At 72.1% G+C, this 15,102-nt stretch carries 11 protein-coding genes; 3 read left to right on the top strand and 8 right to left on the bottom strand.

All coding sequences use genetic code 11. The features are described 5' to 3' along the window. Positions 1–6: 6 nt before the first annotated feature. The gene (locus tag ACFVSU_RS17465) at positions 7–2,658 is read left to right on the top strand and encodes an AMP-binding protein (protein ID WP_387145804.1); all 2,652 of its coding nucleotides are present in this window, start codon (positions 7–9) and stop codon (positions 2,656–2,658) included. On the opposite strand, the gene ACFVSU_RS17460 is transcribed toward ACFVSU_RS17465, so the two are convergent. The 6 genes from ACFVSU_RS17460 to ACFVSU_RS17435 form a co-directional block, all read right to left on the bottom strand. Beyond that, entirely contained in the window at positions 2,633–3,754 is a 1,122-nt protein-coding gene (locus tag ACFVSU_RS17460) for an ABC transporter ATP-binding protein (protein WP_387145801.1), read from the bottom strand. The genes ACFVSU_RS17465 and ACFVSU_RS17460 overlap by 26 nt on opposite strands. Then, positions 3,751–5,226, bottom strand: coding sequence for an ABC transporter permease (locus tag ACFVSU_RS17455; protein ID WP_387145798.1), 1,476 nt, complete (start codon positions 5,224–5,226; stop codon positions 3,751–3,753). The genes ACFVSU_RS17460 and ACFVSU_RS17455 overlap by 4 nt, the downstream gene beginning before the upstream one ends. A gap of 77 nt (positions 5,227–5,303) precedes the next feature. After that, positions 5,304–6,353, bottom strand: a complete 1,050-nt coding sequence (locus ACFVSU_RS17450) for an iron ABC transporter substrate-binding protein (protein ID WP_387145796.1) — start codon at positions 6,351–6,353, stop codon at positions 5,304–5,306. A 92-nt stretch (positions 6,354–6,445) separates the two neighbouring features. Then, a complete protein-coding gene (locus ACFVSU_RS17445) occupies positions 6,446–7,819 on the bottom strand; it encodes a GNAT family N-acetyltransferase (RefSeq protein WP_387145793.1) in 1,374 nt (457 codons plus the stop codon). A 61-nt stretch (positions 7,820–7,880) separates the two neighbouring features. Next, complete coding sequence (locus ACFVSU_RS17440; protein ID WP_387145790.1) at positions 7,881–8,807, bottom strand: 4-(cytidine 5'-diphospho)-2-C-methyl-D-erythritol kinase; 927 nt, start codon at positions 8,805–8,807, stop codon at positions 7,881–7,883. After that, positions 8,804–9,871 carry an aldo/keto reductase gene (locus ACFVSU_RS17435; protein ID WP_387145787.1) on the bottom strand — a complete coding sequence of 356 codons (1,068 nt, stop codon included), beginning with the start codon at positions 9,869–9,871 and terminating at the stop codon, positions 8,804–8,806. Before ACFVSU_RS17435 ends, ACFVSU_RS17440 begins: the two co-directional genes overlap by 4 nt. 175 nt (positions 9,872–10,046) lie before the next feature. On the opposite strand from ACFVSU_RS17435, the gene ACFVSU_RS17430 reads away from it, so the two are divergent. Beyond that, a complete protein-coding gene (locus ACFVSU_RS17430; RefSeq protein ID WP_387145784.1) occupies positions 10,047–11,633 on the top strand; it encodes a stealth conserved region 3 domain-containing protein in 1,587 nt (528 codons plus the stop codon). On the opposite strand, the gene ACFVSU_RS17425 is transcribed toward ACFVSU_RS17430, so the two are convergent. Further along, positions 11,581–12,501 carry a phosphodiesterase gene (locus ACFVSU_RS17425; protein WP_387145780.1) on the bottom strand — a complete coding sequence of 307 codons (921 nt, stop codon included), beginning with the start codon at positions 12,499–12,501 and terminating at the stop codon, positions 11,581–11,583. The two genes, ACFVSU_RS17430 and ACFVSU_RS17425, sit on opposite strands and share 53 nt — an antisense overlap. 118 nt (positions 12,502–12,619) lie before the next feature. Continuing rightward, positions 12,620–13,480 (bottom strand): 16S rRNA (adenine(1518)-N(6)/adenine(1519)-N(6))-dimethyltransferase RsmA, encoded by an 861-nt coding sequence (gene rsmA, locus ACFVSU_RS17420; RefSeq protein WP_387145777.1) that lies wholly within the window; start codon positions 13,478–13,480, stop codon positions 12,620–12,622. Between the two features lie 81 nt (positions 13,481–13,561). Here rsmA and ACFVSU_RS17415 point away from each other — a divergent pair, with 81 nt between their 5' ends. After that, a complete protein-coding gene (locus ACFVSU_RS17415) occupies positions 13,562–15,037 on the top strand; it encodes a sugar porter family MFS transporter (protein WP_387145774.1) in 1,476 nt (491 codons plus the stop codon). Positions 15,038–15,102 lie beyond the last annotated feature (65 nt).

Genomic DNA, 15,102 nt, shown 5'->3' with positions numbered 1-15,102 from the left:
GACTCTATGACCGCGATCGCGCCCGCCCTCGGACTGTCCCTGCTCGGAGGGGACCCTGACCGCACTGCGCTGATCGCCGACGGCACGCGGCTCGACTACGCGGAACTGCGTGACCGGGTGACGCGGCGCCGGGACGAACTCGGCGACGTGCGCCGGCTCGTGATGATCGCCGCGGGCAACACCGTCGAGCCGATCGTCACCTACCTCGCCGCGCTCGAAGGCGGACACCCGGTGCTCCTGATCTCGGGCGACGAGGACGAGGCCGCGCGCGCACACCGCGCGTCGCTGATCGCACGCTTCGACCCCGACGTGATCGCCCACGATGGAGCCTCGGGATGGACGCTCGACGAGCGGCGCGCCGGCAGCCGCCACGAGTTCCACCCCGATCTCGCCGTCCTCTCGAGCACGTCGGGCTCCACCGGCTCGCCGAAGCTCGTACGGCTGTCGGCCGAGAACGTCCGCAGCAACGCCGCGGCGATCGCCGAGTACCTCCAGCTGACCCCGGCCGATCGAGCGGCGACGACGCTTCCCCTGCAGTACTGCTACGGGCTGTCCGTCGTCAACAGCCACCTGCTGACGGGGGCGAGCCTGCTGCTCACCGAGCGCTCCGTCGCCGACGAGGAGTTCTGGACGCGGGCGCGCGCCCACGCCGTCACCTCGTTCGCCGGCGTCCCGTACACGTTCGAGATGCTCGAGGCGCGGGGCTTCGACGGCCGTGACCTGCCGTCGCTGCGCTACCTCACCCAGGCGGGCGGCCGGATGACGCCTGACGCCGTGCGGCGGTTCGCGCACCTCGGCCGCGAGCGCGGGTTCGAGCTGTTCGTGATGTACGGGCAGACCGAGGCCACGGCGCGGATGGCGTACCTCCCGCCCGACCTCGCGATGACGCACGCCGGCGCCATCGGCCGCCCCATCCCCGGCGGCGCTTTCCGCATCGATGCCGTCGACGGCGCCGAGTCCGGCGAGCTCGTGTACGAGGGCCCGAACGTCATGATGGGGTACGCCTACGGGCCGGAGGACTTCCCGCTCGGGCGCACCGTGACGGAGCTGCGCACCGGCGACGTGGCGCGGCTGCGCACCGACGGGCTGTACGAGATCGTCGGCCGCCTGAACCGATTCGTGAAGGTGTTCGGCCTGCGCCTCGACCTCGACCGCGTCGAGCACCTGCTCGCCGACGAGGGGACCGAGGTGCGCGCGGCGAGCGCCGACGAACGGCTGCTCCTGTTCGCGACCTCCGAGCGCGCGGCCACGCGGGCCCGCGAGCGCGCCGCGGCCCTCACCGGCGTGCCGGCGCGGGTGATCGGCGCCTACGCGGCGAACGAGTTCCCACGGACCTCGAACGGCAAGCGCGACTACGCAGCCCTGGTGCGCTTCGCCGCCGCGCACGACCACAGCGCGGCCGCCCTGCGACCGGCGGCTCCGGCCGTCGTCACGGCCGAGACCGTGCGCGACCTGTACGCGACGCTTCTCAGTGCGCCCGACGCGGGCATCGACGACACGTTCGCGGGGCTCGGCGGCGACTCCCTGAGCTACGTCGAGCTGTCGCTGCGACTCGAGGACATGGTCGGCACGCTCCCCCGGGACTGGCCGACGCGCACTCCGCGCGAACTGGCGGCATCCGCTCCACCCCCACCGTCCCCCGTCGCGAGCACGGAACCGGATGCGGCGCCCGCGGGTGCTGCGGCGGCGTCGACACTGCGGCCCTGGCGTCGCCGGCTTTCATGGACGCGTCTCGAGACGCCGGTGGTGCTGCGGGCGGCGGCGATCTTCCTCATCGTCGCGACCCACGCCGATCTCCTCGCCCTCAAGGGTGGCGCGCACCTGCTCCTCGCCGTCGCCGGCTACAACCTCGCGAGGTTCCAGCTGGCGCCCGTCGCGGGCACCGCGCGCCTGCGGCGCCTCGGGCGCAGCGCCGTCCAGCTGGCGGTCCCCGCGGTGCTGTGGATCGGCGCTGTGTCACTCGTCACCGGACAGTACGCGCCGACGACCGCGGCGCTCGTGAACAACTTCGTCCCCGGCGACGGCCGGTGGAACGAGCAGTGGCAGTTCTGGTTCCTCGAGGCGATGCTCTGGTCGTTCGCAGGCGCGGCGGCGCTCCTCGCAGTGCGCCGCGTCGACCGGCTCGAGCGCCGGGCGCCGTTCGGGTTCGCGCTGGTGGCGCTCGCGGTCGCGCTCGTCGCCCGCTTCGCGATCGCCGGGCCCACCGCCGAGTACGTGGAGCGCTACTCCGCACCGGTCGTCCTGTGGCTGGTGGCCCTCGGATGGCTCGTCGCGCGCGCGGACACGAGCGCCCGGCGGATCCTCGTCTCCGTGGTCGCCGTCGCGGCGACGTTCGGCTTCTTCGGCGAGCCGTGGCGCGAGGCGATCGTGGCGGGCGGGATCCTCGCCCTCGTCTGGGTGAGGGCCATCCCGCTCCCCCGCCTCGCGGTGCCGCTCGTCGTCACCGTAGCCGGAGCATCCCTGTTCGTGTACCTCACGCACTGGCAGGTGTACCCGCCGTTCGAGCAGAGCGCACCGTGGCTCGGCACCCTGCTGTCGTTCGTCGTCGGCGTGATCGCGTACCGGCTGTACGTCAGCGCCGGCGCCGGTGCTGCGGCCGGGTGGGCGTGGCTGCGCCGCGCGACGGCACCGCTCAGCCGGCGGCTGCGCCGCGCGTGATGATGCTTCCCGTCGCGGTGGTCTCACCCGCGGCCGCGTAGAGCACGACGCCGCCCTCGACGATCACGCGCACGGCCGTGCCCGGCGCGAACGCGGCCGCACGGTGCTGCGGCACGCGGTACATGAGCTCGGCCTCGAACTCCCCGGTGCCGACACGGAGTCGCAGGTCGGCGGTCGACCCGGCGGGACGCACCGCGATGACGGTGCCGTTGGCCACCGGCGCCAGCGTGGCTGCCGCCCCGTGCGCCGCCGCGGCCACGCGCAACTGTGCGGGCCGCACCATCGCCCGAACGCGCGACGCTCCGCCCGACAGATCGTGCCGCACGGCCAGCCGGCCGAATCCGCACTCGACGCCGTCCGCGTCGGAGCGCGCGGGAACGACGAGCGCATCGCCGAGGAACAGCGCCACGCTCGCGTCGATCGGTGCGTCGTACACGGCCATCGGGTCGCCGGACTGCACGAGGCGGCCGCCGACGAGAACGCCCACCTGGTGCCCGAACGACAGGGCCTCGTGCTGATCGTGGGTCACCAGCACGGCGGTGACCCCGCTGCGCTCCAGCACGTCGACCACGGCGTCGCGCGTCGCCGATCGCAGGCCCGTGTCGAGCGCGCTGAAGGGCTCGTCGAGCAGGATCACCCCGGGATTCTGGGCGAGGGCGCGCGCCAGGGCCACCCGCTGCTGCTGACCGCCGGACAGCTCGTGCGGCATGCGCGCGGCGAGGTCCGGGTGCAGGGACGCGAGCTCGAGCAGCTCGCGCACGCGCGCGGCGCGGCCGGGTCCGCGCGGAAGCCCGAAGGCGATGTTGCGGGCCACCGACAGGTGCGGGAAGAGCGCGCCGTCCTGGGCGACGTAGCCGATGCCGCGCCGGTGCGTGGGCACGGTCCTTCCGGGCCCCGACAGCTCGCGATCACCGAGGCTGATCACGCCGGCGTCGGGGTCGACGAATCCTGCGACCAGGCGCAGCAGCGTGGTCTTGCCGCTTCCCGAGGCGCCGACGAGTGCGAGGCGCGTGCCGCGCGGAACATCGAGCGAGACGTCGCGCAGCACCTCGGTGCCGCCGTACGCCTTCGACACGCCCTCCAGCCGAAGAGTCATCTGAGGGTCCTCCCCGTCGCGTGCGTGAACATGAGGGCGACCGCGGGCACCGACAGGAGCACCAGCAGCACCGCGTAGGGCGCGGCGGTCGGGTAGTCGAGGGCGGATGCCGCCGACCAGAAGCTCGTGGCCACCGTGCTCGTGCCCGTCGGGGCGAGCAGCAGCGTCGCGGTGAGCTCGTTGGCCGCGCCGAGCGCCACGAGGGCGGCGCCCGCGCCGATCGCCGGGAGCAGGAGCGGCACGGTGACCCGCAGCCGGGCGGCGGCCGGAGGCACCGCCAGGGCGCGCGCGGCCTCCTCCAGCGACTCCGGCACCTGCGAGAGTCCGGCGCGCAGCGGCACGAGCGCCCGCGGCAGGAAGATCACGACGTAGGCCGCGACCACGGTGAACGCCGTCTGGTACAGCGACGGCGCGAAGGCGAGCGTCACCGCCACGAACGAGAGCGCCACGATGATCGCCGGGAGGCTGCTGGCGAGGTAGGCGGCGCCCTCGAGCAGCCGTGACAGACGTCCCGGATAGCGCACCGCCAGCCACGCGAACGGCAGGGCGACGGCGATGGTGCAGAGCGCACCCGCAAGCGCGAGGCCGAGCGTCTGCAGCGCCGCGATGCCGACATCGCCGAAGGCCGCGGCGTCCGCTCTCACGAGCCATCGGACCACGCTCGTCAGCGGCACCACGAGAGCGCCGGCGAGCACCGCGGCCACCGCGGCGAGCGCCGGCACCGTCAGCCGGCCGAGCCCCAGGCTCTCCGCCGGATGGGGAGAGCCGCCGCCGACGCGGGCGTAATGGGCGCGGCCGCGGGCGGCCGACTCGGCGCCGAGGAGGATCAGGCACAGGAGCGCGAGCACCAGCCCGAGCGCTGCCGCATTGGGGCCGGCGAACATGCTCTCGTACGCGACGACGATGGCCGTGGTGAACGTGTCGAACCGCAGGAACGCGAACGCGCCGTACTCGGCCAGGAGGTGAAGCGCGACCACGAGGGCGCCGCCGAGCACCGCGAGGCGCAGCTGCGGCGCGACGACACGGAAGAACACGGCCCACGAGCCCATGCCGAGCGAGCGCGCCGATTCCTCGAGGGCGGGGTCCAGACCCCGGATCGCCGCGAGGGCGGGCAGGTACACCAGCGGGAAGTAGGCCAGCGTCGCGACCAGCACCGCTGCCCACAGCCCGTTCATCGACGGGATGGCGCTGGCCCAGCCGTAGCTCGCGACGAACGCGGGGATCGCCAGCGGAGCGGCCAGGGCGACCTTGAAGACCCCGCGGCCCGGCAGCGTCGTGCGTTCGACGAGCCAGGCGCCGCCCACGCCGAGGACGACGGTCGCCGGTACGCCGATCACCACGAGCAGCACCGTGTTGACGAGCAGCTCGGCGACCTTCGGCCGGAAGACGAGGGCGGACAGCTGGTCCCACCCCATCGCGAACGCCGCCTGCACGACGTAGCCGATCGGGATCAGCGCGCCGAGGGCCAGCACCGCGACGACGACGACCAGCCCGGCTGGCGGACGCTTCTCGGTCCTGCCGCGCGCGGGTGTTCGCGTCTCGAGCTGGGTCAGAGGAGTCCGGCTTCCGTCATGAGCTCGATGACCGCGGGCCCGTTGAGCGTGGACGGGTCGATCACGGGTGCGTCGAGCTCGGCGAGCGGGGGCAGCTCGGGCTTGGCCGCGACGTCGGAGGCGACGGGATACTCGAAGCTGTAGCCCTCGCCGAGGATCTTCTGCCCCTGCTCCCCCGCGATGAACGCGAGGAACTGCTGCGCCTCGTCGGCGCGGGGGGCGTTCTTCAGCACGCCGCCGCCCGAGATGCTGACGAAGGCACCCGGATCCTGGTTGCCGAAGTAGTGCAGCTTCGTGTTGCCGCTGTCTTCGGCGGCGGCGTCCTGATCGCGGAACCAGTAGTAGTGGTAGATGATGCCCATCGGCACCTCGCCGGCGTTGACCGCCTTCATCGTGACGATGTTGTTGCGGTAGTCGACCGCGTTCTCGGCCATGCCGTCCAGCCAGTCGCGCGCGCCGTCCTCACCCTGGGTGGCGAGGACTGCCGACACGATGGCCTGGAAGTCGGCCTTCGCGGGAGCGGCGCCCCACTTGCCCTTCCACTTCGGGTCGGCGAGGTCGAGAAGGGATGCCGGCAGCTCGCTCTCCGAGATCAGCTCGGGGTTGTAGACGAGTACGGTCGAGCGGGCCGCGATCCCCGTCCAGAGGCCGGACCCGGGACGGAACTGCTCCGGCACGAGCGCCAGCGTGGACTCGTCCACGGGGGCGAAGAGGTCCGCGTCCTCGACGAGCGACATCGCCGGGGAGTTCTCGGTGAGGAACACGTCGGCCTTGGAGGCCTTCCCCTCCTGCACGAGCTGGTTGGCCAGCTCGCTGTCGTCGCCGTTGCGGAGCACGACCTCGATGCCGGTCTCGGCGGTGAACGCGTCGGCCCACTCCTCGGTCAGCTGCTCGTGCTGCGCGTTGTACACGACGAGGGCGTCCGGATCGGCCGCGTCATCGCCCGCGGCTCCGCCGGCGCAGCCGGCCAGGGCGAGGCCCGCGACCACCACCGGTACGACGAGGAAATGGCGCAGGCGCGCGGAAGACGGGAGGCGTGAAGGCATGGGGAACCCCTCGGAAACAGACAGGTAAGGCTAGCCTAAAGCACCCGATCGCCGTGTTTCGTCCGGTTCCGTCCCCTCCTGCGCCGGATCGCTCAGTACCAGATGCTCAGGCGCGGCGCCGTGTGCCAGCCGAGCACGCGGGTCGCCAGGGCGAGCACGTCCGCGGATGCCTCGGCCGAAGCATCCGCGACCGTCACTCGTCCCGCCGCGGCAAGAGTCGCGATGGAGACCCCACCGAGGTACGTGGCGGACAGTTCGGCGACGCCGAGGGCCAGCGTCGGCGCATCGATCGATTCGCCGTCGCCCAGGCTCCGCACGCGGGCGGCGCCGCGCTCGTCGGCCTCGAGCAGGTAGCGGCCGGCGGCGATGCCGAGCGAGTCCGAGACATCGAGCGCCAGCGTGCCGGGGCCGCCGTAGCGACGGGTCTCGAGCGCGGCGACGACGTCGATGATCCGCACGTACTGGTGGTCGCGCACGCTGACCTTCGCCGCGCGCTGGTCGGCGATCATCCACGTCAGCGGCTCATCGACCGACAGCTCCCCCGCGTGCACCTCGGCCACGAGATCGAGCTCGAGGAGGAACCGCCACAGCGCCGCGTACGCGTCGTCGGTCTCGGCCAGCAGGTAGTGGACCGAGACGGTCGCCTTCGTGAAGTCGTCGTGGTTCTCGCGCACCGCGTACACCGCGACCCCCCGCACCTCGCCCGCGGCGTCGGAGTACTGCACCGCGCGCTTCTCGGCGGTCTTCTCGGCGGCGGGGTTGGTGCCGGCGAACCCGTCCCAGTGGCTCCCCGGTACTTCGATCTCGCCCGGGTGCCGGTGCCGTACCCGCTCGTGCAGGGCCGGCATCAGCTCGCGCACACGCTCGCGGCTGATGAAGTCGATCCGCCCGGCGGGCTGCGGGCCGATCCAGCCCGCGCGCTTCGTCTCGATCCTCCAGGAGGCGCCGGCCGCGGCAGGCGCGAACCCGTACCGCCCGTACAGCGGCGACTCGCTCACCGTGAGCATCGCCATCGGGATGCCGGCCGCCTGGGCCGCCCGCAGCTCACCCTCGAGCATCGCGCGGGCCACTCCCTTGCGCCGGTGCGTCGGCGCGACCGTGACGGCGGAGATCGCGCACGAGGGGATCATCGCCTCGCCGGGCACCGTGAGCTCGCCGAGCCACGATGCGATCGTCGCGACGGGGGCGTCCATCGGCGACTCCGGGTCGTACACGCCGGTGAGCCGGCGGTAGCCGCTGCGCTCTCGCGACGCGGCGATCTGCTCCGCCGTGCGCTCCCCGTCCTGGAAGCCGCGGGAGACCGACTGCAGCCAGCCGACGTATTCGTCGCTGTCGACGGCGATGCGCCGGTAGTCCAGTGCGTTCGCGGCGAGCCGGCCGGCCGACTCCTCGTCGACCGGGCCCGCGCGGAAGGCGGCGCGTTCGGTCTCGCCGATGCGGCCGTATGTCGAAACGGACGTGCTCATTGCTTCTTCCTCTCCGCGCCCGTGCGGGCTCAGGTGGATGTGCGGCCGGTCGAGGGCCGGCTCAGGTGACCACGCGCGCGCCGGCGACCGGCCCGTGCACGTGGAGCGCCTCGTAGCCTGCGGCCGACAAGGTGATCTGCAGTTCGAGCGCCGACTCGGGGTCGACGGTCAGGAAGGCCAGCGTAGGGCCCGACCCCGACACCATTCCGGCCAGAGCGCCGGACTCCTCGCCGAGCTCGAGCACCTCGCGCAGCTCGGGGCGCAGCGACAGCGCAGCGATCTGCAGGTCGTTGCGCGTGTGCTCGGCGAGCGCGATGGGGTCTGCGGCCCGCAGCGCGTGGAGCACGCCGGGCGCGACTGCGGGCACCCGGGCGCCTGCGTCGATGTCGGGCCGCGCACGCAGCTCGTCGAGGTGCGCGTAGACCTCGGGGGTGGAGAGTCCCGCGTCGGACGGCACCACCACCCAGTCGAAGCGGCCCTTCGCGAGCGCCGGGCTCAGCTGGTCGCCGCGCCCGGTGCCGACTGCGGTCCCGCCCATCAGGGCGAAGGGCACGTCGGCGCCGAGGCGTGCGGCCAGCTTGTGCAGCTCGGCGGTGCCGAGCTCGGCCCCCCACAGCGCATCGCACGCGACGAGGGCGGCCGCAGCATCCGCCGATCCTCCGCCCATGCCGCCCGCGACCGGCACGTGCTTCACGATGTCGAGGTGCACGCCGCCCGCGTGGCCGATGCGCTGCGCGACGAGCCGTGCGGCGCGGACGGCCAGGTTGCGGTCGTCTGCGGGGACGCCGGTCACATCGACGGTGCCCGAGATCGACACCGTGAACTCGTCGGAGGGCGATGCCCACAGGTCCTCGTACAGCGACACCGCCTGGTACGCCGACGCGACGTCGTGGTACCCGTCCTCGTGCACGCCGCCGACCTCGAAGAAGAGGTTGAGCTTGCCCGGCGCCCGCACCCGGACGCCGTCCGCGGCGAGAGCCTGACTCACCGGTTCGCCGATTCCGCCCAGAGGTCCACGTCGATGCCGTCCGACAGGGCGTCGATCCGCTCCTCCTCCTCGACGGTGAAGGCGGGGCCTTCGAGCGCCTTGAGGTTCTCGTCGAGCTGCGCCGGACGCGAGGCGCCGATGAGCGCGGACGCGACGACCGGGTCGCGCAGGACCCACTGGATCGACATCTGCGCGAGCGTCTGCCCGCGCTCCTTCGCGATGACGTCGAGCGACCGCAGCGTCGACAGTCCCTTCTCGCTCAGCGAGCCGTTCGGCAGCGACCCGCGCTGCTGCGCGCGCTCAGCCGAGCCGTCGCCGAGGTACTTGTCGGTGAGCAGTCCCTGCGCGAGCGGGGTGAACGCGATCGCGCCCATCCCCTCCTGCTTGAGCACCCCGGTGAGGCCGTCCTCGACCCAGCGGTTCAGGATCGAGTACGCCGGCTGGTGGATGACGAGCGGGGTGCCGAGCGAGCGGGCGACGGATGCCGCGACCGCTGTCCGCTCGGCGCTGTAGGACGAGATGCCGACGTAGAGCGCCTTGCCCTGGCGCACCAGCGTGTCGAGCGCGCCCACCGTCTCCTCGACGGGGACATCGGGATCGACGCGGTGCGAGTAGAAGATGTCGACGTAGTCGATGCTCATGCGCTTCAGCGACTGCTCGGCGCTGGAGATGAGGTACTTGCGCGAGCCGCCGTTGCCGTAGGGGCCGTGCCACATGTCGTAGCCGGCCTTGGACGAGATGATGAGCTCGTCACGGTACGGGGCGAAGTCCTCGCGCATCATGCGCCCGAAGTTCGTCTCGGCGGTGCCGTAGGGCGGGCCGTAGTTGTTCGCCAGGTCGAAGTGGGTGATGCCGCGGTCGAACGCGTGGCGCAGCAGCGCCCGCTGGTTGTCGAACGGGATGTTGTCGCCGAAGTTCCACCAGAGTCCGAGCGACACGGGCGGCAGGGTGAGCCCGGAGGTGCCGACCCGGCGGTAGTCCGCGCCGGTGTAACGGTCGGCGTCGGCGGTGTAGGGGCGGTGGAGGTCTCCTCCACGGGACAGGTAGCGCGCGTCTTCGGTCACCGGTCCAGGCTAGCGAGGTCGGCCCACGCGCGCAGGTGGCGCGGACGCGGCACACCGGCGTGCCCCGTGTCAAGGGTCTACATCCGAAACGTGGTCGTAACGGACGCTCCCTATCGTGGCGACACCGGGGAACGCTCGCATCGGAGCGCCTCCCGACCGACGAGAGGAGGACCGCATGACCCTGCTGTCCGCATTGCCGCGCGCGACGGACCCGTGGAGCGTGCTCTCGGAGCGAGGCGACGTGGTCATCGACCGCGGCATCCTCCATCTCGTCCACGACGACGTCGCGCCGCACGAAGCCCGCGAAGCCGATCTGCTGCTCGTCGCCGACGCCCTCGCCGACGCCGGCATCGAGGCGCTCCTGGTGCGTCACGACCACACCGTGCCTGCGCTCGTCGTGGACCTCCGCGATCGCGAGGCGGCGCAGGCGGCGCTCGCCGCGGTCTGCACGCAGGAGCCGCTGTACGTCAAGACAAAGGGACGCGCACCCCTCCTCGCCTGCGACGTCGCGGACGTGCCCGACGCGCCCACGGCGGTGCGGGTCTACCGTCCGCGTCTCAGCCGCTCCGGCTCGCTGCGCTACGGACCGTCGCTGGGCGTGCACCTGGAGTTCTGGCGCTTCGAGGACGAAGTGATCGAGGCACCCCGCGACAACGCCGTGCTGCGCCGTCGCACCGCGGTCGAGGACGTCGCCTACGAGAGGGTCGAACGTCACGGGCGCACCTGGCGCACGATCGCCGGGATGTTCGACCCCCAGCCGCTCGAGGTCACGGAGGACGTCGACATCGTCTTCTCGTGGGTGGACGGGTCGTCGAGCGAGTTCCGGCGTCAGCGCGCGGCCCAGCTCTCCGAATACGTGGTGGGCGAAGGCGACGACGGTCCGGCGCGCTACCGCCACGTCGACGAACTCCGCTACGCGCTGCGCAGCGTGCACATGTACGCGCCGTGGATCCGGCGCATCTTCATCGCGACGGACTCGCCCGCGCCCGTCTGGCTGCTCGATCACCCGAAGGTGACGATCGTGCGCAGCGAGGAGTTCTTCGCCGACCCGTCGGTGCTGCCCACCCACAACTCGCACGCCGTCGAGGCTCAGCTGCACCGCATCCCCGGCATCGCGGAGCACTTCCTCTACTCGAACGACGACATGTTCTTCGGGCGCGCGGTCGAGCCCGAGATGTTCTTCACCCCCGGCGGGGTCACGAAGTTCGTCGAGTGCGGCGTGCGCATCGGCGCCGGCGAGCCGGCTCTGCATCGCAGCGGCCACGACAACGGACTCCGGGTGAACCGCGGCCTGCTGCAGGAGCGGTTCGGACGCACGATCGTCCGTGACCTCGAGCACTGCGCGGCTCCGCTGCGGCGCAGCGTCATGGCCGAGCTCGAGCAGACCTTCCCGGAGGAGTTCGCCCGGACGGCGGCATCCCGTTTCCGGTCGGCGACCGACCTCTCGGTGACGAACAGCCTCTACCACTACTACGCGCTGCTCACCGGCCGGGCGGTCGCGACCCGTCTCCCGCGCGTGCGCTATGTGCAGACGACGCTCGCCGCGGGACTTCGACGCATGGAGCGACTCGAGGAACGCTGCGACGTCGACATGTTCTGCCTCAACGACGGCGGCGAGGTCGAGGTGGCCGAAGAGGTCCGCGTGCGCGCGATCCGCAGCGCCCTGGAGCGCATGTTCCCCGTCCGGGCGCCGTGGGAGCGCGACGAGCTCAGCGCAGCACGGCGATCGGCTCGGTCGGCGCATCCTTCCGCACGACGGTGAGCGGGGCGACCCCCGCTTCCCGCAGGCGGCGGGCGGCCTCTCCGGCGTCGATGTGCTCGAGGACGTTCGGCGCATCCACCGGAACCACCGAGTGCACCACGGTGTCGTCGTACACGTGCACGAGGTTGAACGCCTGCGCGCCGTCCTGAGGCCGCGTACCGCCGACCGGCACCGTGAGGTCCTGCGCGTAGCAGGTCGACGACGCCACCGACACCGGGATGCCCGCGAACGTCGCGAACGTCGAGTAGTGCAGGTGACCGGCGATGATCGCCCGCACATCCGTGCCGCGCAGCACGGATGCGAGCCGCTGCTGATCGTGCAGCTCGACGCTCGCCGCGAGCGGCAGCACGCTCGGCACGGGCGGGTGGTGCATCGCGAGGATCGTGCCGAGCGGCGCCGGCGTCGCGAGCACGTCTGCGAGCCATGCGAGCTGCTCGTCACGAAGCTCGCCGTGATGGTGGCCGGGCACGCTCGTGTCGAGCGTGATCACGCGGAGCCCGTCGAGCTCGTCGACCCGATCGACGGGGCGCGCATCGGATGCCTCGTCGTAGAGGCCCGCGCGGAAGGCCCCGCGCTCGTCGTGGTTGCCCATCACCCACAGCACGCGTGCGCCGATGCGCTCCGCGAACGGCTCGACGAGCGCGCGCAGCGCGGCGTACGCGCCGGGTTCGCCGAGGTCCGCGAGGTCGCCGGTGACGACGATCGCGTCAGGACGGATGCCGCTCGACTCGATCACGCCGATGGTCGCGGCGAGGTGGGCGGCACCGTCGACGGAATCGAACAGGCGCGGCGTCGCGGGGGCGCGCAGGTGCGTGTCGCTCAGGTGCAGCAGGATGCGTTCAGGGGCCGGGTACTCGGCGGTGCGCATGTCGGGTCACTCCGGTCCGCCGCGAGGCGAGGTGCCGTGTAACCGGGACGGCGGACGCTGGAATGTTACAGCCGTGTTTCGTACGAAGCCCGACGGCACGGTGAAGATCCGCTGAATTTCAGCTCTCCGCGGCGCTCCCTGCCGCCTGCGCGATGCGCACGTAGTCCTCGATCGAGAGGTCCTCGCCACGGGCGGTCGGGGCGACTCCCGCGCTCTCCAGGATCACGGATGCCGTAGCCGCCGTGCCGCCGAGCACGCCGGCCGTCGCCTGCCGGAGCATCTTCCGCCGCTGCTGGAACGCGGCATCCACGATCGCGAAGGTCCGTGTGCGCAGCTCCTCATCGCCGCGCGGCTCGGCCGCGCGATGGAAGCCGACGAGCACGCTGTCGACGTTCGGCACCGGCCAGAACACCTGGCGCGACACCGTGCCGGCAAGACGCCACGGCCCGTACCAGGCCGCCTTGACGCTCGGCGCCCCGTACACCTTCGACCCGGGCGGGGCGGCGAGCCGCTCCCCCACCTCGGCCTGCACCATGACGACGCCGCGCTCGAGCGCCGGGAAGTGCTCGAGGAAGTGCAGCAGCACCGGCACGCTGACGTTGTACGGCAGGTTGGCGACGAGCACGGTCGGGTCGCCGGGCAGCGCGGTCACGCGAAGGGCATCGGCGTCGACGACCGTGAGCGCGCCGTCGGCGACGCCGTGCGCGGCCGCGGTGGCCGGCAGCCGCTCGGCCAGACGGTGGTCGATCTCGACGGCCGTGACGGATGCCCCGGTCTCGAGGATCGCGAGGGTCAGCGACCCGAGACCGGGCCCGACCTCGACGACCCGGTCGCCGGGCTCGACCTCGGCGACGTGCACGATCTTGCGGACGGTGTTGGCGTCGACGACGAAGTTCTGCCCGAGTTTCTTGGTCGGCGTCACGTCGAGTTCGGCGGCCAGCGCGCGGATCTCGGCCGCACCGAGGAGTGTCACGGGCATGCGTTCACTGTACGGGGTGGCCGTGCGGTTGCCCGCGCGCCCCCCTGCCGCGGCGGCGACCCGGACGCTAGCGTGACCAGCATGAACTCGACCGGATCGATCCCCGCAGACGCGTTCTCCCTCCGCAGTCCCTACGGGCGACGAGCGATCGGCCTGTCGGTCGCGGCGGCCGTCGGCGGGTTCCTCTTCGGCTTCGACTCCTCGGTCATCAACGGCGCCGTCGACTCGATCTCGAAGGACTTCGGGCTCAACGACGTCATCACCGGGTTCGTCGTCGCCGTCGCGCTCCTCGGGTGCGCGGTCGGCGCGATCATCGCCGGCAACCTGTCGGACCGGTGGGGGCGCCTCCGGGTGATGTTCATCGGCGCCATCATGTTCTTCGCGAGCTCGATCGGCGCGGGCCTCGCGTTCTCCGCCTGGGACCTCGCCTTCTGGCGCGTGATCGGCGGTCTGGGCATCGGCATCGCCTCGGTCGTCGCCCCGGCCTACATCGCCGAGATCGCGCCCCGCCAGGTCCGCGGCGGACTCGCGTCCCTGCAGCAGCTCGCGATCACGATCGGCATCTTCGCAGCGCTCCTGTCGGACGCGCTGCTGGCGAACGCGGCGGGCGGCGCCGACAGCGTGCTGTGGTTCGGGCTCGAGGCGTGGCGGTGGATGTTCCTCGTCGGCGTGATCCCGTCCGCGGTCTACGGCATCCTGTCGTTCACGGTGCCCGAGTCGCCCCGGTACCTGCTGTCCAAGGGCCGCGCCGACGAGGCCCGCGCGATCTTCGCGCGCCTGATGCCGCCGGCCGACCTCGACCAGACGATCCGCGAGCTGCAGACGGCGATCGAGACCGACCGCAAGAACTCGGGCGTCTCGATCCGCGGTCCGGTGCTCGGCCTTCAGCGCATCGTCTGGGTCGGCATCATCCTGTCGGTGTTCCAGCAGTTCGTCGGCATCAACGTGATCTTCTACTACTCGACGAGCCTCTGGCAGTCGGTCGGCTTCGACGAGAGCGACTCCTTCACGATCAGCGTGGTGACCTCGATCACCAACGTGCTCGTCACGCTGATCGCGATCTTCCTGGTGGACCGCGTCGGACGGAAGCCGATCCTCCTCACCGGCTCCGTCATGATGACGCTGTCGCTCGGGCTCATGGCCATCTCGTTCCTGTTCTCCACCACGGATTCCGAGGGTGCGGTGGTGCTGCCCGCGCCGTGGGGGCCGATCGCGCTCGTCGCGGCGAACGTGTTCGTCGTCGGCTTCGGCGCGTCGTGGGGACCGCTGGTGTGGGTGCTCCTCGGCGAGATCTTCCCGAGCCGCATCCGCGGCAAGGCGCTGGGCGTCGCCGCCGGTGCGCAGTGGATCGCCAACTTCCTCATCACGATCTCGTTCCCCGCGATGTCGTCGTGGTCGCTGCCGCTCACGTACGGCATGTACGCGCTGTTCGCGGCACTGTCGTTCATCTACGTCGCGTGGCGCGTGCCCGAGACCAAGGGCATGGACATCGAGCAGACCGAGACGCTGTTCATCCGTCCCGGCCGAGACGGAGGGGTCGCCCCCGCCCCCGAGTGAGACGACAGTCGAGTGACGAGACCTCGGGTGAACCCCGAGGTCTCGTCCCGCGTCTGTCGTCTCAC

Source organism: Microbacterium sp. NPDC058062 (genome assembly GCF_042885375.1).
GTDB lineage: Bacteria > Actinomycetota > Actinomycetes > Actinomycetales > Microbacteriaceae > Microbacterium > Microbacterium trichothecenolyticum_C.
The sequence above is the reverse complement of the archived record's forward strand: the minus strand, read 5'-3'. Positions and strand labels throughout refer to the sequence as shown.

Excerpts from the sequence above, each read along its gene's own strand:
- ACFVSU_RS17460 (WP_387145801.1), bottom strand. The coding sequence starts at position 3,754 with ATGACTCTTCGGCTGGAGGGCGTGTCGAAGGCGTACGGCGGCACCGAG.
- ACFVSU_RS17425 (WP_387145780.1), bottom strand. The coding sequence starts at position 12,501 with ATGCGCACCGCCGAGTACCCGGCCCCTGAACGCATCCTGCTGCACCTG.
- ACFVSU_RS17465 (WP_387145804.1), top strand. The coding sequence starts at position 7 with ATGACCGCGATCGCGCCCGCCCTCGGACTGTCCCTGCTCGGAGGGGAC.
- ACFVSU_RS17415 (WP_387145774.1), top strand. The coding sequence starts at position 13,562 with ATGAACTCGACCGGATCGATCCCCGCAGACGCGTTCTCCCTCCGCAGT.
- ACFVSU_RS17445 (WP_387145793.1), bottom strand. The coding sequence starts at position 7,819 with ATGAGCACGTCCGTTTCGACATACGGCCGCATCGGCGAGACCGAACGC.
- ACFVSU_RS17430 (WP_387145784.1), top strand. The coding sequence starts at position 10,047 with ATGACCCTGCTGTCCGCATTGCCGCGCGCGACGGACCCGTGGAGCGTG.
- rsmA (WP_387145777.1), bottom strand. The coding sequence starts at position 13,480 with ATGCCCGTGACACTCCTCGGTGCGGCCGAGATCCGCGCGCTGGCCGCC.
- ACFVSU_RS17450 (WP_387145796.1), bottom strand. The coding sequence starts at position 6,353 with ATGCCTTCACGCCTCCCGTCTTCCGCGCGCCTGCGCCATTTCCTCGTC.